Source organism: Rouxiella sp. WC2420, assembly GCF_041200025.1.
Taxonomy (GTDB): domain Bacteria; phylum Pseudomonadota; class Gammaproteobacteria; order Enterobacterales; family Enterobacteriaceae; genus Rouxiella.
This window is the reverse complement of record NZ_CP165628.1, coordinates 2,565,616-2,588,498: the sequence shown is the minus strand read 5'-3', so window position 1 is coordinate 2,588,498 and position 22,883 is coordinate 2,565,616. Positions and strand designations below refer to the sequence as shown.

The following is a 22,883-nucleotide window of genomic DNA, read 5'->3' as shown; positions in this document are numbered from 1 at the left end:
AAAACCACCTTGACGTACAATAATTTTCGATATCCAAACCGACCCCAGTTAATTACTTATCCTCTAAGCCTCGGTTAAGCTATGCCCGATTTAACGACAACAACAAATAAAGCCTCCCTGCAGAGGCTTTATTTGTTGAATAAATGATATATTTTCAAGTGTATCCAGCAAAAAAGTACAAGCAATCCGCACTTCACTCTCGCGAGAAATAAATAAATTTACGATGTTATTGCTTAGTAAATATCATAAAGCAACCCTGTGTTAATAATTCTCTATTGAGAATCGTAGAAACTTGTGGGAGTATTTCACTGTTCTTTATCTAAGTATCATTATTAAAATAAGGTGAATCAAGTTTTTTGCTTTGCGCTATGGTTTGATTGATATATTACTAGCTTGATATTTATTGGTAATCAATGGAAGCTTTAATTATTAAAGGAAAGGTAATGGAAAATATTAACACCGCTCAAGAATCTTCATCTTTTAAACTTATTAATCAGAGCCAGGCTGCAAACGATTTGTCACCAGTAAGTTCTGTTGCTAATTATTTAACCTCAGAGAGACTTACGGCTGTGGGGAATGACTTAAATAGAATCGAGCTTTGGGATACTGAGTCTATGCAACTTGCGCCATTTCTCGCCGTATTTCTCCCGTCAATGGCAATGACTTCGATAGAAATTGAAGATCAAAATGGTCAAAATTTATTGTCAGTTAGCTCTAACTCCCAGGAGGCAGAGAAAAAACTATCTATCCAGATGTATCGCAATGACAATGGGCTTGCTATTTTTAGACCAAGAGTTGGCGATCAATTCGAAAATATACCGGTAGAACAATATGGTGATAGTTTTGTCATTGCTTTAATGTGTAGCCAATATCAGTGTCTTCCTTCAGAGATATCAACCCGAGATATTATTTATTTTCGGCAAGATTTGAGCAGTGCCCTTGAGGAGCCAGATTGTCTGGATTTTATTAACAATCAATTTCAACCGTGGCTGATTCCAGATGAAATGCGAAATGTATTACCTCGCGGTAGAAACGACAGCACTGAAACAGCACTGGTTAATGAGGGATATACTTTTATTGCTCGTGGGCAGGATGTGTATAATCAGTTCCCACAACTTAGAGAATCATTAACTTTAATTGATAATGTACTAACTGATTTATTCAATAATAGTGCAACTTCTCATCAAACAATAAATTACGTTATTGCGGCTCAATTAGGTATCGATATTCATGGCGTTAGTCAACAGATGCTAGATTTAACGCTAGAACGAATGACGGATTATCATACTACGGTGAGGCGTTATCTCAATGAAGATGCGAGTCAGTTTTTACTGTCAAGACCCATTAAACATGGGCCTGGTATCTATGCACAGGCCTTCCCGGACGATGTTAATAGCAGGGTAATGTTCACCACCAATATCCTTAAAACTCCGCAAGTAAAAATTATGCAGACTGTAGCGCATGAAATCAGTCACATGATACCAAAAGGCTGGGGAACTCATGATTACTATTACGTATTAGGATTGGGAATACCTGATGATATCAGGACCAGCTCAGGTCTATTATCTGCGATGATTAATGAAGCTAATCAAGCCACCTCTGCTTTTGGTTTAGAGGAAATGCTATTATCAAACATCATTGACTCTATGAGTCAAACACTTGAGCCTCCAAGTGCGGATATGAGTAAAAACCAACTGACTGCATTAATTGAAGGCGTAAAGTACAATGTCTTGGATGAAGAGAATTGGCAGCGATTTATCGCCAGTTCCTCTACAGAAGGGGTTCCCCTTGAATGGCTAAATGAAATAAAAGATAAAATCGTGAATAAGAGCGTCTGGGGATTTGTTCGTTGGGCCGTTCAAAATAAAAATTTGTCACCAGCACAGTTAGTTGAGGCATTGAGAAATGACAAGCTTGCGATGTTGAGGGTCATTTTATTTAATGCTGATACATTCGTCTTAAATTTATTGGCAACGTCTGAAAGCGAGGTTAACCGTTTTTTTAAACTTCACGGTCTGAAAATGCTTAATCCAGCTCAGTCTGAAGCCAGTGTCGATACGGGCTCACAGGTTAGCTCTACCCCAGAAATCAATTACCTAAGTCTTGCAAATCCTGATCAACTAAGCTCTTATCAAGGCTACCAGGCTCTTGAAGATCTCGCCTATGCACTATCACGCAGTTTAAGAACCGGAGCTAATACCCCTGACTCGGCAGATATCGTTACGCTCAGAAATTTTCTAGCAGATTTTGGTGGCTCAATAGCTAATGGCTTTGGCATTAACGGAAATCATCTCCCTATAAGTTTTACTCTTTATCTGGGTACGCTAAAAAATTTGTTAAGTATTAATCCACAGTATTATCTCAACATTTTAAGTTTAATTGTTCCTGCAAAAGAAAATGATGCAAAGGGGATTCTTGATGAAATGGGCGACAGGTTTTGGGTTGACGGTAAACTTATTGCCTGGCAACAGTTGCTGCACTCTTGTCTGGTGCTCTGTAGCCCAGAAGAGAAAAAGCAATTTTTGCCTCTCTTTACTTCGACACCTGCAGCAGAACGTTTTTTTAATTCTCTCTCGCAACAAATCAATGATCCCACAAGAGCAATTTGTCCGCTAACCAGCTATGCATTAAAAATCATGGTTGATGATGGATTAATACCATCAAATCATCCGATATTTAACATCATAAATAGTCTTAATAATCCTGTTCATGAACCTCGGCAAACAGGATTAGAGGACATTTTAACCTATGCGCAAAACAATCAACTGCAATTTGCCGGGCAATATATTAACAGTCTGAGCCGGGCAGAGTTTCTTTGCAGACTGGCGAGGCAAATGCAAGAGTATATTGTGAGTGAAAATGACGAGCACGATACTGAATTTTATTTTGACCCCGATGGGAATAGTGTTTTAAGTAATCAGCCTGAATTGTCAGGTAATCAAACGGTTATTCTATTAAGAAATAATCAGTTAGCATTGTGGCGGCAAATGGAAACTCGCTTTGAAGTCACGGCCACACATGAATTGGCTACAACCGAAAATATGGAGATTCTTGAAGCCGCTGCACGACTGATTCATGGGGTCGTGCCGGACAGTAATTATAGGTCTACTCTAATTAATGAGTTTGTTAATGTTGCACATAGTGATTTTGTTGAGAATGAGTCTCCTGCACAATCAAGACATTCAACCTCTGAATCTGAAAATAAAAAAGTGTCTGAAAAAATCGCTAATAATACGGGGGAAATTCGTAATCAACTCGATAAGCTTTACCTGAGCCTAACTCAGGATAAAACAACTTTTTTTAATACGCTGAAATCCTCACCGTTGAATAAGATAAAAAACACACTGGTTAGGTTGAACGATCAAAGTAGTGACGTTTTAGACTTTGCGTCTAACTCCGATATTGCATCAATAGTCGGACATGTAAGAAATATAGAAAGCAATATTAGCAGGATTAATAGTAATGCTTCAATCAACGATCAACTGAGTTTATTTTCCTCTTTACCTAATAATTTTCATTTGATTCGTGAACACGCAGGGAACTTAAAACAAAGCATCCATGCTCAAAGAACGGTTAATAGGAAGCGTCGTCATGAAGGCGGTGATACCCGTCAGCTTAAAAAGTTGAGAAAAGCAGCAGAGCAGGGGCTACGGACCACGTTAAGAGCAAAAGGAAAAATACACTCACTGACTAGTAGCTCGATTGACAGACATATAGCGGCTAGTCAAATTAGAGTTATTAGTCAGCAGTTTATGCCTGAACCTGAACCTTCTACTCCCATAGCAACAGGGTTCGGCGCTTTTTTAGCCGCGGGAGCAGCAATGGCTGTTGGATCAGCGATGTTTAACGAAGAGCGTAACTTTGAATATGCGCAAAGAGATGAGATTAAAGCGAGAGAATATCAGGAGCAGTTAGCCGAAAAATATGCCGACCGTGAACAGACAATGGTAGAGAATATTGAAATGTCGCATTATTTGAATATTCTGTTAGAGGAGGATAGGCAAAGGAGTAAAGCTGAAAAAGCAATGCAGGCGAGGGTGATTTATCCTTCTTTGGAAAATGTCAGTGCAGAGGCGGGTAATGAGGCGGTTAACTTAATACCGGCACATCATCTCGACCAGGAGATAACAAAGCCAGTGGATAATGGTGTGGTCGTTCAGGGTGATAATTACGTTGAAGGATCATCAGAAATTGAAGAGCCACACTATGAATATGTTCAGCCAGAGTCAGAATATGTTTACCCAATTTCGACAGGGCGAGGGTATTGTAAGCATACCTGTTTTAGTTCCACGCACTTTTTGAGAGTTCCGGTTTTTCAGCTATCAGCCGGTATTCTTCCGGCGTCAGGTTATTCAGGGATTCATGAGGCCGCTCGCTGTTGTATTCCGTCAGCCAGCGCTCTGTGATTTCCCGTGCTTCATTCAGCGTTCTGAACAGATAAAAATCCAGTATTTCGGTCCGGTACGTTCGGTTAAACCTTTCTATAAACGCGTTCTGTGTTGGCTTACCCGGCTTGATAAATTCCAGCATCACGCCATGCTCTTCGGCCCATTGCGCCAGAGCCAGTGATATCAGTTCCGGTCCGTTATCCATTCGCATCTTCAGCGGATATCCACGATTTGCCGCTATCCTGTCCAGCACCCGCACGACACGCTGTGCCGGGATATTCAGGTCAATTTCGATAGCCAGAGCTTCACGGTTAAAATCATCGACGACATTGAAAGTCCGAAAACGTCGGCCACATGTCAGCGCGTCGTGCATAAAATCGATGGACCAGCTTTGATTGAGCGCTTCCGGCGTTGCCAGCGGAGCCGGATTGCGCACCGGCAGGCGTTGTTTACCCTTGCGACGAAAATTCAGTTTTAACAGACAGTAAATCCGGTGTACCCGCTTGTGATTCCAGACGTGCCCCTGCCTGCGAAGCACCTGAAAAAGCTTCTTAAATCCGTAGCGAGGGTAGCGTTCAGCCGCCTCAGTCAGGCTCTGGATCACTGCTTCATCACGTCGTGTATCCGGTTGATAACGAAACACCGTCCTGCTCAGCGATAACGTCCTGCATGCCTGGCGTAAGCTCATCGAAAACTGCGCGGTCAGATAGTTGACGAGCTCACGCTTTACCGCTGGTTTTAAAGCTTTTTTTCGATGACGTCTTTCAGCGCCCGGCATTCCAGACTCAGATCGGCAAACATCTGCTTCAGACGACGATTCTCGTCTTCAAGATCTTTGATCTTTTTGATATCAGCGGCTTCCATCCCGCCATATTTCGCCTTCCAGTTGTAATAGCTGGCTTCTGAAATAGCGGCCTCGCGGCAGACATCTTTGACGGTTCGTCCGGCTTCGACAGACTTAAGAACGGCGATGATCTGGTGTTCGGTGAATCGAATCTTACGCATGGCGATCTCCTCAGGGGACATAATCAGTATGCCGGAAGATCTCTAAAAGTGAATGGTTCGGTTAAGAGGGATGCTTACAGTATGTAATAAACGATAATGGCAATGGTTCAGTGACCATGACTTTACCGCCGGAAACTTTGCGCGCCAGGGATTTCACGAGAGGGTCGAATTATAGAAGCACTCAAACACCAGTAGAAAGTCATAGTCACCGCGAAAGTAATGCCAATCCAAGAGTTATGACATTATCCGATTTATCTCTTCGGGACGAGGCTGCGGAGGAACGCCGTAGGAGAGAGCAATTCGACCCTAATAGCAGATTTAGGACTGCCGCAGATTTCCAGTTTTTAGAAAGTACATATCATGGTCGAAGCGCAACTGAAAATCCCAGATTTATGACCGCTTCAGACTTGATAGCTCGTGAAAGAGATAAAGTGAAAAAAGAGAGAGAAGATCGAGATATTAATCGATTGGAAACATTGCGGATTACTCCATATAGCTATAGGGAAGACCCTGCCGATCGTCCACGCATTGCACCAGCGCCAATTTCTAGTATTCCGCTGCCATCAACTTCGCGGCTGGCCTTCTCTGCCGAGAACCGTTTAGGCTCAGTAATCAGACCTGCGGATAAATGGCAATCGCCGTCTTCCTCTAAAACTGATGCTTCCAGCCTTGCCCATCAGTCAATGGTTATCCTATCTCAAAGACGAGCGATACACTCGACTCCTGATCAACCCTCTGAATTCAGGCAACGAATTAATGAACAATTAGAAAACATCAGGTCATCCTCGTTAGAACGATCCAGCAATCAAACTGAAAATAACCAAACTCAGCGAATGCAACGAGGGGCATTTATGGCAGAGCAAAGGCAAAAAGAGTTGGCTTCGAAGTTTGGTAAGCACAACAATCAAAAATAGCTTTACAAACCCCTGTCTATTTTTAAGTCTTGTCTTTTAGACGGCAATTTTTCACTACTTTTTTTGTGTAATTGTTTATAAAAGCAAGGCTTATGTGATTATTTAATCACTAAAACAGCTGCCTAAACGCTCGATAACGTTAATCAGTTCCGACCTTGGCAGGGCAAAATTAAGCCGCATAAAGCCTTCACCGTTAATCCCAAATTTGAGCCCGCTGTTAGGTAACAGATCGGCCTTTTTAATCAAAATATTCTGCAGTTCGGAATGAGATAAACCACTTTTTCGAAAATCTATCCACGCCAGATAGCTTCCTTCAGTGCGAAATAGCGTCAAGTTGGGAATTTTCTTTAACCCCTCTTCGAGCAGCGTATAGTTGGCGCGAAGCGTTTCAAGTAGCGCATCAAGCCAAGGGCCGCCGTGGCGATAGGCTGCGTCGCAGGCAATCATGCCTAACATATTCGGTTTATGAACGCTAAGCTCCTCAAGTTCATGGCTCAGCGTTTGTCTAAGCGCATCATTTTTAATGACTAGCTGGGTAATAGGCAACCCGCTGAGATTAAAAGGTTTGCACGGCGAGGTAAACGTGATGGTGAAATCGGCATACTGCGGATCCAGGCTGGCAATCGGGGTATAAGGCTCCTCACCGATAATCAAGTCCTGATGCACATCATCTGAAAGCAATAATAAATTGTGGCGCTTGCACAGCTCGGCAATCTGCCTTAACTCTGTTTTTCTCCAGACTTTACCTATTGGGTTATGTGGATTACACAGGATGATTATCCGGCTGCGTGGCGTAATACTGCCTTCCAGCAGGGCGATATCTAGCGAATAGGTGCATTCGTTCTCGACCAGCGGCACGTCAACAATGCGGCGACCGGTATGATTAATAATGCGGTTAAAGGTGCCGAACCCGGGTGAGAAAATAATCACCTCGTCTTCAGGTTGGCTGTGGGCGCGAATGATTAATTCCATGGAGCTGATTACCGATTCGCAGGGTAATACCCACTGTGGGTCGATTGCCCAGTTGTGTCGCGTAGCTTGCCATTGGCAAAACACTTCAAAAAAGTCCAAGGGCCATTCGCAGTAGCCAAAGATGCCGTGTTCGACGGCTCGCTGTAGTGCCTCAATCACCGCAGGCGGTGATTTGAAATCCATATCGGCTATCCACAATGGAATTATCGGCCCGAGTGGGCTGTCTGCTAATTCGGCGACCTCCAACCATTTTGTGGAGCGCTGTGTGCGGCGATCAATGATTGTTTTAAAGTCGAACTTTTTGGTGGTGGTAGTCAAGGCTCTATTCCTGTACGAATCTAAAATCTCTTGCAACAGTGTAACAGCAATAATGTTTACCCGGCTTTATGGTTGAAAGCGTACCTGGTTATTTTCAAACGCAGCAAAAAGCGCCGGATTGTTCCCGTTCTGAAAATGTTGCCTTAGGCGAGTGACGCTAGTGTCATAATCCGAGACGTAAAACTTGATACCCGCCATGCCAGCGTTTTCCAGGCTGGAGATATATTTCCCCAAGGCTTTATCAATATGTTGAAGTTCGAGTTTCTGCCCGGTCTGGTCGGCAACTCTGTGCACATATTCCAGAAATGGTTTTACATCGCGATTTAGTGCCTGACCACTGGATGAAGGACAAAATGTTACCTCGCAGTCACTTTTTGAATTAAGTGTACATTTTAAAACACCTTCCATCTTAACGACATGATGGCCTGCCGTCAGATGCTGATGAACCTGTATCAACATGTCCTATCCTGATTTATCAGCAACCATTAAATAGATACCGTTGGCCTGTTTAATGTCGTTTACCGGCCTGCCGCGAATCAGCATGCAGTCGGACAGCTCAGAGGCGGCAGCTTCTTGCCCTTCAAGAGGTGAGGGGGGATCAATAGATAAAACGATGCTTGCACCACGAAACTTATCATCGACTGCCAGTGGTGTCGGTCCTGAATTTTGATTGAGGTAAGCCTGCTCGCTGGTAAATGACAGGACGTTTTTTTCGACTTTATCACGAAACTCATTGCGGGACTGCCTGTAGCCGTTTTGTTGGTAGTCCACGTCTATCATTCGCCAATGAATATCGCTATAGCCTGCCTTTTTAAGTTGCTGATTAATAAATTTTTCAGTCAGCAACCCGCCTGATCCCATAGAGACCAATGTCAGCGGGGTGTTTCTTTGTGGAATATTTTCGATAACGTATGAGATGAGTTGATTAATAAACTCGATTCGGCCTGTTAGTGAAGCCACATTTTGGTTTTCTATCCATGAAAGTTCTCCCTTACGCCTGATATTTACCTCCTGCCCGGTGTCGAGATAAGTATCTCGTAGCAGGCTTCGTATTTTCAGCGGTGGCAACACATTAACGGGCTGTTCATCAGTCGATAAACTACCTTTGAGCGCGGTTATGGCTGGGATCATGACTTTTGCTCCGTATGAAAGCGTGAGAACGAATTCGTGGAGCTCAGTCTAGAGTCAATAGAGATAATCAGTCTGAGATTTAATGCCGTTTTGCGAGGCCTCTCGCTGCAATAGATTTTTAGGAGTTGATGGCAGTCAATCAGCGATTTTGTAGAGTATTTTTAATTAAATCTTTAGCAGTTAAGCCGAGTGACGTGAAAACGATTCAATTGTTGGAGACTAAATCCCCTTCGAGTGACTCTACCCGAAGGGGATTAGGCTTAACTCACAAGGTGTTTTAACACTCTTATCGGCAACGATTTATAAGAAGGCGTACCGCTTTCTTTATCAATGTAGTTTAGTGGAATCAATACGTTAGCCTCTGGGTAATAGGCTCCTACTGAACCCGGGGCGATGTTGTAGGCAATGACGGTAATATTTTCCAGTCTCTGATGACTACCCGCGACCAATGTTTCAATATCCACTAAATCGCCATGCTCCAGCCCGCGTGATTCAAGATCCACATCATTCATAAACAGGATATCCCGACGGCCAAATACTCCGCGATAACGGTCATCCATGGCATAAATCGTCGTATTGTACTGGTCGTGACTACGCAAAGTAATCATCCGTAGCATTTCAGGGTCATCAATAGAGATATCTTCTGTGATGCCGTCAAACACAGAGAAAATTGCCTTACCTGTTGGTGTTGGCCACTTGCGCTCTGTCGGAGGCAGAGGCATGCGAAATCCATTGGGCGCTTCGATACGTTGATTGTATTTATCAAAACCCGGAATCGTTTTTTCGATCAAATCACGGATTAGACGATAATCCCCGGCCAGCTCAATCCACTGCACTTTAGTTTGAGGCAGGGTAGCCTTGGCCATGCGCGCGACGATAGCGGGTTCTGAAAGCAGCCATTCAGAGGCGGGTTTTAGCTTACCGGAAGATGCATGGACCATCGACATTGAGTCTTCAACAGTAATTGACTGACGGCCGCTGTCCTGCAAATCCAGTTCGGTACGACCCAAGCACGGGAAAACATAGGTTTCTTTGGCGACTAACAGGTGCGAACGATTAAGCTTGGTGCCTATGTGTACGCTCAAATCGAGATTCTGCATGGCGGGGAAGCATTTTTCCGGGTCGGGAAGCGCAACGGCAAAATTGCCACCCAGACAAATCAGTGCTTTTGCGGTGCCATCGACCATTGCCTCCATCGCTTTAACGGCGTCGTGTCCGTGCTCTTTCGGAGGGGTAAAGCCAAATACTTGCTGAATTTTTTCCAGAAACGCGGCAGACGGTTTTTCGGTAATGCCCACGGTGCGATTGCCCTGAACGTTGGAATGACCACGCAACGGGCAAATTCCCGCACCGGGTTTACCGAAGTTACCTCTTAACAGCAGTAGATCGGCAATTAAGCGAACATTTGCAGTGCCCTTGTTATGCTGAGTAACGCCCATGCCGTAGGTCACAATTGTGGCCTTTGATTTGGCATACAGCGCTGCGACTTTTTGCAAATCATCTCGAGTCAGGCCAGCTTCTTTCTCAATATCATCCCAACGGGTTGCTGCCATATCGGCGGCCAGCAAGTCAAAACCTTGCGTGTGCTCGGCGATAAAATCTTGATCGAGAATATTGCCAATTTCACCCTCTAGCTCTAGCAGAGCTTTAATAATGCCTTTCAATGCCGCAGCATCGCCACCGGCTTTTACCTGATAATAGGTTGAGGCAATATTCGTTGAGCTGTAAGTCGCCATCTCGATAATACTTTGCGGATCGGCAAAACGCTCAAGCGCTCTTTCGCGCAGTGGATTAAACACAATGATGGGCACATTGCGTCTTGCCGCTTCATGCAAAGTACCCATCATGCGAGGGTGGTTAGTGCCAGGGTTGTGGCCAATAGAAATAATCAGATCAGTTTCGTCAAAGTCATCCAATGAAACGGTGCCTTTGCCGATACCGATAGACTGCGGCAGGCCCACACTGGTGGCTTCGTGGCACATGTTGGAACAGTCCGGGAAATTATTGGTGCCAAATTCGCGGGCAAATAACTGGAACAGGTAAGCTGCTTCATTAGAGGCGCGGCCTGAAGTGTAAAATTCGGCCTCATCGGGGGAGTCTAGCCCACGAAGGATTTCTCCAATGCGATTAAACGCCACGTCCCATTCGACTGGGCGCAGGGTGTCGCTATCTCGATCATAAACCATTGGATGAGTTATACGTCCATAGCCTTCCAATTCAAAGTCAGATCTTTCAAGCAATGAGCTAACCGTATTTTGTGCAAAAAACTCCGGTGTCACACGTTTGCTGGTTGCTTCCCAGGTCACGGCTTTAGCGCCATTTTCACAAAACTGGAAGGTTGAATGTTTCTCTTTATCTGGCCATGCGCAGCCAGGACAGTCGAAACCATCTGGCTGGTTAGTGCGTAAAAGCGTAGCGGGAGCTGTCAGATTATCCATTTGAGTACGAACAGCAATCGCCGTGGCTTTGAGAGCCCCCCAGCCGCCTGCGGGGCCATCATAGGGGTGAATGCCAGGCACTGAGCGTCTTTTTGTGGTCATGTTAACTCCTGATTGATAAAAATCACCTTGTAATCAATAAGTGTAATCACTGATGCGCTGGTTGCCGTGGAATTCACCATTAATAATGTAAAAGGGTATATTTAGTTACAACATACAATGTGCCTTTATTAACTACGGCGCACTATTCAAGAATCAATAACGCTTTAATTATGGATATTCTATTATTTAAAGCAGTGTATTTGGGTTTATATTCAATGGGTTAGGTTTATGGCTATTGGTAGAGGACAAAGTAGTGGGAATATTATGGGGCGGCGATAAAAATCCTACAGCACCAATAAAAAAGCCGAAAACAGTTAACTATTTTCGGCCTTTGTTACGTTAAAGCAGAGTATGAAATTAAGCGTTCAGCAACTGCTGTGCGGTCTTGTCTACCAATGCCAACAGAAGCTTGATGTCTTCCAGCGTAACGGTAGGGTTCAACAAAGTCATTTTCAGGCAAGTCACACCGTTAGACTCGGTTACACCCAGGTTAGCGCGGCCAGAGTCCAGCAACGCATCACCAATTTTCTGGTTGAACAGGGCAACAGCAGCATCGCCGCTATTTGCCAACGCTTCAGGACGATAGCGGAACAACACGCTGGCCAGCTGTGGCTGCATGACAAGCTCAAGCTGAGGCTGTTCGCCAACGTACTGGGCAACTTCTTGCGCCAATGTCACGCCGTGGTCAATGATTGCAGCGTATTGCTTCTGACCCAATGCCTCCAGGCCCATCCACAGTTTCAACGCGTCGAAACGGCGAGTCGTCTGCAGAGACTTGGATACCAGGTTTGGCACGCCCTGAGCTTCATCAAACTCTGAGTTCAGGTAGGCCGCCTGATAACGCATCAGCTCATAATGACGTGATTCTTTTAGCAAGAACGCGCCACAGCTGATGGTCTGGAAGAATTGCTTATGGAAGTCCAGAGTGATGGAGTCGACCAGTTCAATTCCGTCCAGATAATCGCGATACTTCTCAGACAGCAACAGCGCGCCGCCCCATGCAGCATCGACATGTACCCAGATCTGGTGTTCTGCGGCCAGAGCGGCAATTTCACGTAGCGGGTCGATTGCGCCAGCATCGGTAGTACCTGCTGTAGCAACGATCGCCAAAATTTGCTCGCCGTTAGCTTTAGCCAACGCCAATTTCTCGGTCAGATCGTTGAGATCCATACGAGCGAAGCGATCGGTTTTGACCAGCGTCACGGACTGATAACCCAGGCCCATCAAAGCCATGTTCTTTTGCACAGAAAAGTGCGCATTTTCAGAACAGAAGACTTTAATCTTTTTCAGGTCGCCAGTCAGGCCATCTTGCTGCACAGAATGTCCCTGGCGCGCGAAGAAGGCGTCACGTGCCAGCATCAGGCCCATCAGATTGCTCTGAGTACCGCCGCTGGTGAATACACCGGCGTCGCCAGGCTGGTAGCCAACCTGAGTACGCAGCCATTCAATCAGCTTGATCTCGATGATGGTCGCTGAAGGGCTTTGGTCCCAGGAGTCCATGCTCTGGTTGGTTGCGTTAATCAACACTTCCGCAGCCTGGCTTATTACAAGACTAGGGCAGTGAAGGTGCGCAACGCACTGTGGGTGATGTACCGACAGGCTATCTTTTAAAAAGTATTCAATCGCACGTTCAATCGCAGCCTGGTTGCCCAGGCCTTGAGGATTGAAGTCCAAAGTAATACGCTCACGCAGTTCAGCAACGCTTTTCCCCTGATACATCTCGGGTTGTTGCAGCCACTGAACAACGGCTGCACTACTTTGGGCGATCGCCTGCTGATAAGCCTCAGTGCTCTGCGCCGAGGCGGCAAGGATCGGGTTTAACTTCGACATCCGGTCTTTAACTCCACTCAAACAGGTTTGATGCCAGCGGCAAGGAACGCCTGCTCAAATTTATCCAGGAAAATACCCAGCTCTTCGTTGGTGATCAGCAGAGAAGGCAACAGGCGCAGTACACAACCGTTACGACCGCCACGTTCGAGAATCAGACCCGCTTCGAAGCATTTTTTCTGCAGCAAAGCAGAAAGCTGGCCATCGGCAGGGTAGCAACCCATGTGATCCTGTGCTTCGTTTGGTTTAACGATCTCGATACCGATCATCAAGCCCAGACCGCGAATGTTACCTATTACTGGATAACGTTTCTGCAGATCTGCCAGTTTGCCTTTCAGCCATTCGCCCTGTGCCGCAACTTTATCTGCAAGATTGTTATCTTTCATATATTGCAGAGTCGTCAGGCCGGTTGCCATAGCCAATTGGTTACCACGGAAAGTACCGGTATGGTGGCCAGGTTCCCACGCATCAAACCGTTTCTTGATACCCAGAACTGCCAGTGGCAAGCCGCCGCCAACTGCTTTGGACATCACGATAATGTCTGGCTCGATACCTGCATGTTCGAAGGCAAAAAGTTTGCCGGTACGGCAGAAACCAGCCTGAACTTCGTCGACAATCAACAGAATGCCGTGTTCCTGAGTCACTTTACGAATGCGCTGTAACCACTCGACAGGAGCCGGGTTAACACCACCTTCGCCCTGAACGGCTTCCAGAATAACAGCCGCAGGTTTACGAACGCCGCTTTCAACGTCGTTGATCAGGTTTTCGAAGTAGTAAGTCAGCGCTTTTACGCCAGCTTCGCCGCCAATGCCCAGCGGGCAGCGGTAAAGATGTGGGTAAGGCATAAACTGTACTTCTGGCATCATCCCGTTGACTGCTTCTTTCGGAGACAGGTTGCCTGTGACCGCCAAAGCACCGTGAGTCATACCGTGATAGCCGCCAGAGAAGCTGATCACGCCAGAACGACCGGTGTATTTCTTCGCCAGCTTCAGTGCAGCTTCAACAGCATCGGCACCAGAAGGGCCGGTGAACTGCAGGCAGTACTCTTTGCCTTTACCCGGCAAAATAGACAGCAAATAGTCTGAAAACTTGTCTTTCAACGGCGTCGTCAGATCAAGCGTATGTAACGGCAAGCCGCTAGTAATGACATTTTGGATGCTTTGAAGAATGTCCGGATGGTTGTGTCCAAGAGCCAGCGTTCCCGCACCGGCCAGGCAGTCAAGATATTGATTATTCTCAACGTCGGTAATCCACACACCCAATGCTTTAGCGATCGCTAAAGGAAGTTTGCGCGGATAACTCCTAACATTCGATTCAAATTCAGCTTGTCTCGCCAAATAGGTTTCATTGTTTTCAGTAAATGAATTAGCACCTAAAGTATCAATACGGACTTTATCCGTCATCATATCTCTCCTACAACCGGGGTTATCACTAACGTCCCAATTGAATAAATGAATTTAAAAGTAATAGCTCTAGTTAAAGCGCGGCCAATATAGGACTTTTTGCGCTATAGCTCAATAATTTATTTTGTGTATAGATGTTTACATTTTCCGGCATGTTATCAATATGTTGTTGATTATATAGATGTTAGCCTTAGAAAAATTGTTATACGTAAAAATTGAGCGGTAACGGGTACTAAAGATTCTCAGATTTTACGTAGCGCAATCAGTTTAGCTCAAAAAACGACCTACTTCCTGGGGTTATTTTCTAATCCATCAGTAAAGGTCTGTCAGGAAAGGTGTGCTTTTCGCGGATTTACTGTGCAATCAAAGGATTTACCCAATGCAGCCTATACAAATGAGGATGTTAAGAAGAGTCATAGTTAAACGAAGACAGGGTGGGATAACCGCAGATTGACTACACAAGGGCCGAAGTCTTATTAACCTGGGCAGGTTAACTTGATACTCGACCCTAAAAAATGCTGGATTTACCAGGCTTTAATAGCATCGCCTTTGTAAACTTCTTTGGCTTTTTCTGCAACTTCAGGGGTCTGGAAAGCTTCTGTCAGCTCATGAAGTTTCTTAGTGTCTTTGTCATCGGCGCGTGCTACCAATGCATTCACGTAAGGTGAGGCTGCACCTTCCATAAACAGGCCATCACGAGAGGCGGAAAGGCCTACCTGTGAGGAGAAGTTAGTGTTGATAATGGATAGGGTGACGTTAGGGTCATCCAGCGTGCGGGTCAACTGAGGGGTATCAACTTCAACCAGTTTAAGTTTCTTGGGGTTCTCGGTAATGTCCAAAGTGGTCGGCAAATAGCCTACGCCATCTTTGAGTTTAATCAGACCCTGGGCTTGCAATAGCAACAGGCTGCGGCCTAATGTGGTTGCCTCGTTAGAGATAGTAATGGTTGCGCCATCAGGTAAATCTTTAACATTTTTGATTTTTTTAGAGTAAGCAGCAATTGGGAAAATAAAGGTCTTGGTCAGAATAGCGAAATGATATCCCCGTTCCTTAGACTGTGCCTCAAGGTAAGGCAGGCTTTGGAATGCATTGGCATCAACATCTTTGCTATTTAAAGACTCGTTCGGCAGAACGTAGTCATTGAAAGGAATGACCTCTACGTTCAGATTATATTTATCTTTAGCCACTTTTTGTACTACCTGCCAGATAGCCTGGTCTGGACCGGTATTGATAGCCACTTTGACATCATTGTCGTCGCCTTGTTTACAGGCAGACAGCATCAAAACCGAGGTGGTTACCAAGGCAGATAACAGCAATTTTTTCATAATTACACTTCTCTATAATTTAAGCTTATATATTCGCTAGAACCCAATTACTACTATACAGAGTTTGATTGCAGCTTATCCATTGATATGTAGTGAAATATGTTCATCTAAATTGATTGTGGAGCACGCCAGTCCATAAGAACTTCCTATGCTTGGCTGATGATAATTCAGCTTGCTTGCGGCATGGATTTTTTTGCTCTAGGGTTTAGTGAATTACCGCGAGGAATCAACAACAATTTATGACATACATCAAGTGGATCGGCCTGGGTTATCTCTGCATTTTGCTTATTTCATTTGGCTACAGTTATGCAAAAGCGTCTCAAACTAAAGAAGATCCGATTGGCCATAATTGGGCAACTACCCGCCGGGATTCGGCATCTCTGGCTCCAGATCCGATTAAGTTCCGTAATACAGCGATCGTTCAAATCTATACTGCGCCCACCTACGGCTGGCGTGGTTTATTTGCCGTACATCCGTGGATTATTTTCAAAAGAGTAGGGGAAACACAGTACACCCGCTATGACGTTATTGGCTGGGGCAGTGGAAATGTTGTCCGTCAAAATTATGCTGTGCCCGATGGCTATTGGTTCGGTTCTAAACCTCGAATTCTGGTTGACCATCGTGGGCCGGAGGCCGAGGCAATGATCCCAGAGATTGAAGCAGCCATTAAAAGTTATCCATTCCCACGCACTTATCATGCTTATCCAGGCCCGAATAGTAATACCTTTATGGCACATATCGGCCGCGCGGTTCCTGAGCTAGGACTCGATTTACCTTCAAATGCAATAGGTAAAGATTACCGCCCGTTGACACGCCCAATCGGGTTACCACCATCCGGAAAGGGAGTGCAAGTTTCACTGCTCGGATTATTAGGATTCACGGTAGGCGCGCAGGAGGGAATTGAGTTCAATATTTTGGGATTAAATCTTGGCGTTGAGTTTACATCACCGGCGCTGCGTTTACCGTTTATTGGCCGAGTGGGTTACGACAGCCACTCAGGTGTCGCGGTTAAAGATATTTAGTAGTCAAGTGCTGGGTCATAGCTCTGGCCCAGCGGAAAACAAACTCTGGTTTCCGTTCATCAAATCTCCGCAGTTTGATAAAGCAGTTTGCACGATATCAGATGGGTAAGGGAGCACATTCCTAATCTAGATATCTCATTTAACATAATATACATTATGCGCACCAAGGTATCGTTACGTGGATTCTGAGGTTTTGGGCTTTATCATGGGCAATATCGTTTCTCTTCGGCATTGCCTTGGTGCACCTAATAGTTGAAATGTCTTGCGGCCTTTATCAAACGACCTATATTGTTGTTGTCTCTCTTAAGGACTCGATTTAAATGAAACGATTAATCATTACCTCGGCTGCGCTGGCATGCCTTGCTCTTCCTGTGCTTGCAATGGCAGAGAACATCGTTTGTCGTGATGGCTGGAACATTGAACGGCATGTAACCGGAGATGCTGACAGTGGCTTTATGAGCTATGGAAAAGATGCTGGTATTATCAAGCTCTTTCATCATGGCAAGTTGATTTCAGAAAAAAGAATTCAGGATGCTATGCAGTCCGTATATCAGACTAACGGCTCCCCACTTGTTAATTATGAATTTGATGTTAGCAAGGATAGCTTCTACATTTTGGCGCTGGATATGAGTACTCAGGGTGCATCAGGTGGTGAGCCAACGATAACACTTTGGGGCGGCGATGCGATGGGTGTTGAATGCATATTACAACAAAGCTCCGAATGAAGCCGTCAAGTCCCCTTGCATTTTCGACTCATAATCCAAAATCATTTAAATAATCAATCAAAGGAATGACGTAATGAAAAAAGAAGTTTTCGCCCTGTCTGTGATTTGTTTGTTTTTCACTGGTCAATCTTTGGCTCAGAGTCAGCCCTCGGCAAGAATCAATGCCATGTGTAATTCCTATGCAAACATGGCAAGAATTGCAAATCCTGACGTTGTTTATAAAGAATGTCTTTATGGTGCCAGGGATGCCAAGTTAAAAGGTGGCGCTATCTGTGAACATAAAAAACAGCAATTTAATGCTCAAGCATCCTCTCTAAATGGAATGAATCGAGCTGAGTTTGTTGAAATTGGTCAAGCTTATCGTGTCGGTTGTAATGCTGGGCGATAACGACTAGGAATTATGAACTTGCTGCACGAGATGCGTTGAGTTGCAGTGCACTGTCATGAGTGCCCTGCGCCTCTATCAAACAACAAACAAGGACGCCAATAGTGAAAACTGCCTATTTAACAAAACTAATCTTAAGAACCCTATTGACAGCTAATATAATTATAACCGTGTTAGTTTGGTTCTATTTTATTGCTGAAAATAGCCTCAATCAGCATGACTTGTTGAATGTTTTTGCTCCTACCGATACCAATAAAATAGTTGCAACAATCCTATGTATTGCATACTTACTAATAAGCATTGTGATGTATGAATTTGTAATTGTTCAGTTCGACCAAGCTGATACCCTTAAGGAAATTCTTAAGGAACTGAAGCTCTCAAGGGAGTTAAAGAAAATGGATGATATGGAATCAGCTAAAGAAGATGCAAGGATAGACTTCAGTAAAGTAAGATAGTAATCATTATTAAATGGGCCTTCACCTCTGTGGAGGTTCTTTTACTTTAATGTTTTATTTGATTTGTTCTTTGTAAGCTCTAGCCGCATGGCTCTCCTGCGGAGGGCTTAAAAGAAGATAAAGTTTATATAAGATTACATAAAGCTTAATCCATCACATAAGACTCAGAGAACGGTACATCATGAGTGAGTCTATCAAGGGATATTAGGGGGATAGAGAATACATAAATAAAGACTAGAAACCCGCAAACCAGTTCGGCGATGCTAGCATGGATATTTATAGCTGTAAATTTATTTTTTTACTTTATCGTATTCAGTGCCCTATCGGGTAAATGCAGTGCCAAGCACGCATCAGACCCAATGCACAGAACGCACACTACACAACTAAATGACACGGGGCAATGCAAAGATATGGCTTACGGCAAAAGCCGCTCAGAGCCACATACAGCGACAACACGGTCACTTAGTAATGAAATTACACGATACTGTATAAATAGCCAGCGGTGCGTTTCCGAGGCACCTGGCCCTTATGCAAGCCATAAGCCCCCTGTCTCTGGCCCTCATTGTGCATAGGAGGCATTTTAAGGGCCCTTTCCCGCATTGCCTTGTACTACAGCGAATTATATTTAGTGTCGCCTGTGGTGCGATATAGACCATATTTTCTTTATTGTCACATTGCCCGACACTTTCTTTTATGCCCGATTAAAACAACACGGTTTTATAATTATTTATTTTAAATAATTTTTTAAATTACATCTCCACGCAGTGAACGCTTGACTGAAGGTCGAAATAAAAAGAGGACCCGCCCCGATTCTTTTTCCCCTTTCCTTCTTTAAGGCCATCACTCAGGAGATATACCATGACGCATTACAATAGTAATATTCGTAACAAACGATAAATACTGTGGCGTAGGATATATTGGAAAGGGTAAGCACTCGATGCTGGAAAATGGACGCTCCCATCAGCGAACAAGGTCTTTCATTCTCTGGCATAACATGCTGGCAAGATGCTACACAATAAATAGTAGAGGCAAGCCATTTTTTAGTGCATATAAAGGGGTAGTGGTTTGTGAACGCTGGCATAATTTCCAGTATTTCTGTGATGACCTGCCATCTTTACATGGATATACACGATGGGTAAACAATCCAGGGGAATATGAGCTGGATAAAGATTACTCTTACCGCCGTATTTATTCACCAGATACAGTTTCCTTCATTAGTACCTCAGAAAATGCCAAGGAGGCAAGACTAAGAAATTCAGCAATAAAAATTCAGCATGAGAATTACCGAAAAATTAACAATGCAAGAGGGAAAATATTTAAGGAGGCAGAAAGTGAATTGAAAAGAAATGAGATAATGTACGAGGTTATTCTTCATGGGAATACAAAGTTAATCATATCTGATACGCCCTATGGAACAGCAGCATTCTGGCCTTTAACGAACAAGATTCTTCGGCATGGTTATATAACCAATGGAGATGTATTCGTTTACCTTCGCTATCTTAATTGGCTCAGACTACAGTGGCAAAGTAGAAACCCCCACATAGATTATATTGCTGCAACCTCATGATAGTGCTATAAAACGTCCAACAGCAGGTAATTCGCATTGCCTGTAAGTTTACTGCTCAAGGCTAAATGACCGCACTACGTGCAGCCATTTAACATGTTCAACACATTATGCGCACCAAGGTATCGTTACGTGGATTCTGAGGTTTTGGGCTTTACTGGGCCCAATATCTGTTATCTTCAGTTTAGGCACTTTTGCTGAACGTTCTCCTTTATCGCGCTTATCCACCTAAAACCCAGTCATTCACTGCTGGCCGCTGGCGTACCCTGATGAAATCGCATTTGCCATTTTTCATCCTCACTGCTCTGTTGCCAGATTGATGTCCGTAATGTTTGCCGTATCTTGCTGCCCGCTTCATCCAAATAGAAACTTTTATAAGTCAGCAACGCCACATTTTCTTCAATCAGACTCAATTTAAAATCAGTGCTGTAAATTTCTGGCTGCTCAGTTTGCTGCTCCAGACTTTTTATCACCGTATGTCTGTCGTAACGGATTCCCGAACGACCAATCTCAATAAACTCCGGGTGCAGCAACCCATTGAGCAACTTGGCGTTTCGCTGGACTTCACGAAGATGCAGTTTTTTTTCCAGCTCGATAATTTTATCCGCCAGCTTTTGCCTATTCATCCATGCTCCTTTTTGACCGCGCTACATGAATCTTACTACATCTTAAGCCATGTCAATTTGCTGTCATTTTGATCAGCTAATATCGAGATTCAAGCGCGCTTATGGGTACCGAAATCAATTTCCCGATTTCTAATTTTCTAATGGAGTTACAATGTCACTTGCAGCCATTATCCCCGCCAAACTTGGGCAAACCGTTATCAACACCAGCGTTCGTATGCGGGAAACGCATATCGGCCGACAGTGCGAAATCCTCGCACACAGTTATCTCGAGTACTGCTCGCTGGGAGATTTTTCTTACGTTGGCGAACACTGTTGTATTGCAGATACCGAAATAGGTCGCTTTACCGCTATCGCTAACCAGGTTCGTATTGGCGCACCGAATCATCCTATGGATCGTGCGTCACAGCATCGTTTTACCTATTGCCCTGAATATTACGATCCTGAAGCCAAGCGCGACCATGGATTTTTTGCTGAACGAAGAGAGGCTCGCGTGGTTATTGGCAATGATGTCTGGATTGGTCACGGAGTTATTGTTCTACCCGGTGTCACGATTGGCGATGGCGCGGTGCTGGCCGCAGGGGCCGTGGTGACGAAAAACGTTGCTCCCTACTCTATCGTTGGCGGCGTTCCGGCTAAACTACTGCGCTCCCGCTTTAGTCCGCAAATCGCAGAAAAGTTGCAACAGATTGCCTGGTGGAACTGGCCATTAGATAAATTGATGGCAAATCTGGCTGATTTCCAGTCAGATAATATCGAGCAATTCTGTAATCGACACGGAAAATAAAAAGCGCTCGTGATTAATGCGATAAAATAAATATTGGATCACTTTTCAAGGTAAGGGATTATGAAAGCATCAGGAGTTACAGCAGTTAATAACAGCGCTAACCATTTTAATCAACAAAATTCAGCATTGCCGACATTAAAACCTCAAGATAGCTATGAACAAAATATCATAAAAGATAATGACGGAAAGCTGTTAATTCGCGGGTTGAATAATTTCACGCCGCAATCAAGAAATAAAATCAATGAAGCCGTAAGTATTGCTCAATATTGGCTTGATGGCGCAATGAACGTACTAAATTCAAGGGCTTCTGATGTCGTGGGATTGGCTGAATTCAATAGTAAAGAACGAAGGTATGAGAAAAAGCAGGTATTTGAACTCTACACCGGTATGTCCGAACTCCTTGATCCTGCTTTCACGCTGTTTAAAATTGATTGTTCCAGCAAAAACTTCATTGTTGCAAGAGTTGATAAACTAGATCCGCAGAAAAGAATATTCATAAACATAGAAGCTTTGGATTCAAGAAGTTCTACCGAAATGGCTATAACAATCATGCATGAACTTTCTCACATTTTTTGTAATACCATGGACTATTTTTATATTAATTTGCCAGAAGATAACGCTGAAGTTATAGCAAAAAAAGCTATAAATTATCTCAACAGTTCTACTGCATCTATTAAGCACATAATAGACACCGATAACGAGATTAATACATCAGAATCCATAATCGAAAATTCTTTAGCAGGCGTAGGCAATGGGTTTAACAGCCATGATGAATTTTTAAGCACGTGGGAAAATGAACGTTACAAAATACTTTTAAATACTGCTGATTATCTTGTCGCCAGGGCAATATATTTAGCCGGGCAAGATACATGCCCATAACACTCAATTAAATTTCCGAATATTAATGCCTCATCAAACCCCCTGCCTAGAACTACAGGGGGTTGCCAACAGATAACACACTGATCCTTAAAGGCTAGGCGCCGTTGGAACCGTGTCTGTCGAAGGTGTCGCAGTCGATGAGCCTGTGCTGCTGGATGGCGTTGTTGTTGTTGTTGTTGTGGAAGGCGTTGTTGTGGTTGACGGTGACGTAGTCGTTGAACCTGACGTTGTGTTTGTGCTGGTAGATGGCGTCGTGGTTGTGGTCGAAGAAGACGTTGCTGTTGACGGCGTCGCGGTGGTGGAAGCTGCTGCCGGAGCTGTGGTTGTCGCTGGGGCTGTGGCCGTTGGAGTCGCGGTTGCTGGCGTCGTCGTGGCCGCTGGCGTTGTCACCGCAGGCGCTGTAACTGCCGGTGCTGCCACTGGCGCTGGTGCTGGCGCGGCAACTGGGGCGACGACAACTTTAGGCGTTGCTGGACGCACGGTAAATGCTGGTGAAGTATTGGTCACCGCATATTGAACATGCTGGTCAGAGTGAGTGCTGGTAGTGACCTCAACCGGCGAAAGCGTGACTCGACCAATCAATGAGCGCGCGTAGCCGCCAACCTTATGCTTACCCGCTT

18 protein-coding genes are annotated in these 22,883 nt (G+C 44.6%); 9 read left to right on the top strand and 9 right to left on the bottom strand.

Translation table 11 applies throughout. The features are described from left to right. Positions 1-4,281: 4,281 nt before the first annotated feature. A protein-coding gene (locus AB3G37_RS11815) for an IS3 family transposase (RefSeq protein WP_369788505.1) occupies positions 4,282-5,393 on the bottom strand; the annotation gives its coding sequence in 2 pieces (ribosomal slippage) (positions 4,282-5,132 and positions 5,132-5,393; 1,113 coding nt in all). A gap of 116 nt (positions 5,394-5,509) precedes the next feature. Between AB3G37_RS11815 and AB3G37_RS11810 the strand changes: the two genes are divergently transcribed. Further along, on the top strand, positions 5,510-6,307 hold the full coding sequence (locus AB3G37_RS11810; protein WP_369790826.1) for a hypothetical protein: 798 nt from the start codon (positions 5,510-5,512) through the stop codon (positions 6,305-6,307). Positions 6,308-6,409: 102 nt separating this feature from the next. On the opposite strand, the gene AB3G37_RS11805 is transcribed toward AB3G37_RS11810, so the two are convergent. The 7 genes from AB3G37_RS11805 to AB3G37_RS11775 form a co-directional block, all read right to left on the bottom strand. Further along, entirely contained in the window at positions 6,410-7,597 is a 1,188-nt protein-coding gene (locus AB3G37_RS11805; protein ID WP_369790825.1) for a MalY/PatB family protein, read from the bottom strand. A 66-nt stretch (positions 7,598-7,663) separates the two neighbouring features. Further along, a complete protein-coding gene (locus AB3G37_RS11800) occupies positions 7,664-8,056 on the bottom strand; it encodes a hypothetical protein (RefSeq protein WP_369790824.1) in 393 nt (130 codons plus the stop codon). A gap of 3 nt (positions 8,057-8,059) precedes the next feature. Continuing rightward, the gene (locus tag AB3G37_RS11795; protein WP_369790823.1) at positions 8,060-8,728 is read right to left on the bottom strand and encodes a hypothetical protein; all 669 of its coding nucleotides are present in this window, start codon (positions 8,726-8,728) and stop codon (positions 8,060-8,062) included. A gap of 260 nt (positions 8,729-8,988) precedes the next feature. Next, complete coding sequence (locus tag AB3G37_RS11790; protein WP_369790822.1) at positions 8,989-11,268, bottom strand: FdhF/YdeP family oxidoreductase; 2,280 nt, start codon at positions 11,266-11,268, stop codon at positions 8,989-8,991. A 357-nt stretch (positions 11,269-11,625) separates the two neighbouring features. Beyond that, positions 11,626-13,098 carry an aspartate aminotransferase family protein gene (locus AB3G37_RS11785; protein ID WP_369790821.1) on the bottom strand — a complete coding sequence of 491 codons (1,473 nt, stop codon included), beginning with the start codon at positions 13,096-13,098 and terminating at the stop codon, positions 11,626-11,628. Between the two features lie 17 nt (positions 13,099-13,115). Then, positions 13,116-14,498: a diaminobutyrate--2-oxoglutarate transaminase gene (locus tag AB3G37_RS11780; protein ID WP_369790947.1), complete on the bottom strand. Its 1,383-nt coding sequence runs from the start codon at positions 14,496-14,498 to the stop codon at positions 13,116-13,118. A 524-nt stretch (positions 14,499-15,022) separates the two neighbouring features. After that, complete coding sequence (locus tag AB3G37_RS11775; protein ID WP_369790820.1) at positions 15,023-15,823, bottom strand: MetQ/NlpA family ABC transporter substrate-binding protein; 801 nt, start codon at positions 15,821-15,823, stop codon at positions 15,023-15,025. Between the two features lie 239 nt (positions 15,824-16,062). Here AB3G37_RS11775 and AB3G37_RS11770 point away from each other — a divergent pair, with 239 nt between their 5' ends. The 5 genes from AB3G37_RS11770 to AB3G37_RS11750 all read left to right on the top strand — a co-directional run bounded on the left by AB3G37_RS11770 (position 16,063) and on the right by AB3G37_RS11750 (position 19,977). Then, positions 16,063-16,845 (top strand): DUF3750 domain-containing protein, encoded by a 783-nt coding sequence (locus AB3G37_RS11770; protein ID WP_369790819.1) that lies wholly within the window; start codon positions 16,063-16,065, stop codon positions 16,843-16,845. 320 nt (positions 16,846-17,165) lie between these two features. After that, positions 17,166-17,570 (top strand): hypothetical protein, encoded by a 405-nt coding sequence (locus tag AB3G37_RS11765; RefSeq protein ID WP_369790818.1) that lies wholly within the window; start codon positions 17,166-17,168, stop codon positions 17,568-17,570. A 73-nt stretch (positions 17,571-17,643) separates the two neighbouring features. Continuing rightward, positions 17,644-17,958, top strand: a complete 315-nt coding sequence (locus tag AB3G37_RS11760) for a hypothetical protein (protein ID WP_369790817.1) — start codon at positions 17,644-17,646, stop codon at positions 17,956-17,958. Positions 17,959-18,059: 101 nt separating this feature from the next. Beyond that, positions 18,060-18,410, top strand: a complete 351-nt coding sequence (locus AB3G37_RS11755) for a hypothetical protein (RefSeq protein ID WP_369790816.1) — start codon at positions 18,060-18,062, stop codon at positions 18,408-18,410. Between the two features lie 937 nt (positions 18,411-19,347). Then, positions 19,348-19,977, top strand: coding sequence for a hypothetical protein (locus AB3G37_RS11750; RefSeq protein ID WP_369790815.1), 630 nt, complete (start codon positions 19,348-19,350; stop codon positions 19,975-19,977). Positions 19,978-20,213: 236 nt separating this feature from the next. On the opposite strand, the gene AB3G37_RS11745 is transcribed toward AB3G37_RS11750, so the two are convergent. After that, the gene (locus tag AB3G37_RS11745) at positions 20,214-20,600 is read right to left on the bottom strand and encodes a DUF4440 domain-containing protein (RefSeq protein WP_369790814.1); all 387 of its coding nucleotides are present in this window, start codon (positions 20,598-20,600) and stop codon (positions 20,214-20,216) included. A 151-nt stretch (positions 20,601-20,751) separates the two neighbouring features. Here AB3G37_RS11745 and AB3G37_RS11740 point away from each other — a divergent pair, with 151 nt between their 5' ends. The 3 genes from AB3G37_RS11740 to AB3G37_RS11730 all read left to right on the top strand — a co-directional run bounded on the left by AB3G37_RS11740 (position 20,752) and on the right by AB3G37_RS11730 (position 22,780). Then, on the top strand, positions 20,752-21,384 hold the full coding sequence (locus AB3G37_RS11740) for a DapH/DapD/GlmU-related protein (RefSeq protein ID WP_369790813.1): 633 nt from the start codon (positions 20,752-20,754) through the stop codon (positions 21,382-21,384). 60 nt (positions 21,385-21,444) lie between these two features. Then, positions 21,445-22,263, top strand: coding sequence for a hypothetical protein (locus tag AB3G37_RS11735; protein WP_369790812.1), 819 nt, complete (start codon positions 21,445-21,447; stop codon positions 22,261-22,263). Positions 22,264-22,375: 112 nt separating this feature from the next. Further along, positions 22,376-22,780, top strand: coding sequence for a hypothetical protein (locus tag AB3G37_RS11730; protein ID WP_369790811.1), 405 nt, complete (start codon positions 22,376-22,378; stop codon positions 22,778-22,780). Positions 22,781-22,883 lie beyond the last annotated feature (103 nt).

Coding starts and splice junctions, on each gene's coding strand:
- AB3G37_RS11790 (WP_369790822.1), bottom strand. CDS start 11,268: ATGACCACAAAAAGACGCTCAGTGCCTGGCATTCACCCCTATGATGGC.
- AB3G37_RS11770 (WP_369790819.1), top strand. CDS start 16,063: ATGACATACATCAAGTGGATCGGCCTGGGTTATCTCTGCATTTTGCTT.
- AB3G37_RS11740 (WP_369790813.1), top strand. CDS start 20,752: ATGTCACTTGCAGCCATTATCCCCGCCAAACTTGGGCAAACCGTTATC.
- AB3G37_RS11750 (WP_369790815.1), top strand. CDS start 19,348: ATGCTGGAAAATGGACGCTCCCATCAGCGAACAAGGTCTTTCATTCTC.
- AB3G37_RS11780 (WP_369790947.1), bottom strand. CDS start 14,498: ATGACGGATAAAGTCCGTATTGATACTTTAGGTGCTAATTCATTTACT.
- AB3G37_RS11745 (WP_369790814.1), bottom strand. CDS start 20,600: ATGAATAGGCAAAAGCTGGCGGATAAAATTATCGAGCTGGAAAAAAAA.
- AB3G37_RS11810 (WP_369790826.1), top strand. CDS start 5,510: ATGACTTTACCGCCGGAAACTTTGCGCGCCAGGGATTTCACGAGAGGG.
- AB3G37_RS11800 (WP_369790824.1), bottom strand. CDS start 8,056: ATGTTGATACAGGTTCATCAGCATCTGACGGCAGGCCATCATGTCGTT.
- AB3G37_RS11775 (WP_369790820.1), bottom strand. CDS start 15,823: ATGAAAAAATTGCTGTTATCTGCCTTGGTAACCACCTCGGTTTTGATG.
- AB3G37_RS11735 (WP_369790812.1), top strand. CDS start 21,445: ATGAAAGCATCAGGAGTTACAGCAGTTAATAACAGCGCTAACCATTTT.
- AB3G37_RS11765 (WP_369790818.1), top strand. CDS start 17,166: ATGAAACGATTAATCATTACCTCGGCTGCGCTGGCATGCCTTGCTCTT.
- AB3G37_RS11795 (WP_369790823.1), bottom strand. CDS start 8,728: ATGATCCCAGCCATAACCGCGCTCAAAGGTAGTTTATCGACTGATGAA.
- AB3G37_RS11760 (WP_369790817.1), top strand. CDS start 17,644: ATGAAAAAAGAAGTTTTCGCCCTGTCTGTGATTTGTTTGTTTTTCACT.
- AB3G37_RS11785 (WP_369790821.1), bottom strand. CDS start 13,098: ATGTCGAAGTTAAACCCGATCCTTGCCGCCTCGGCGCAGAGCACTGAG.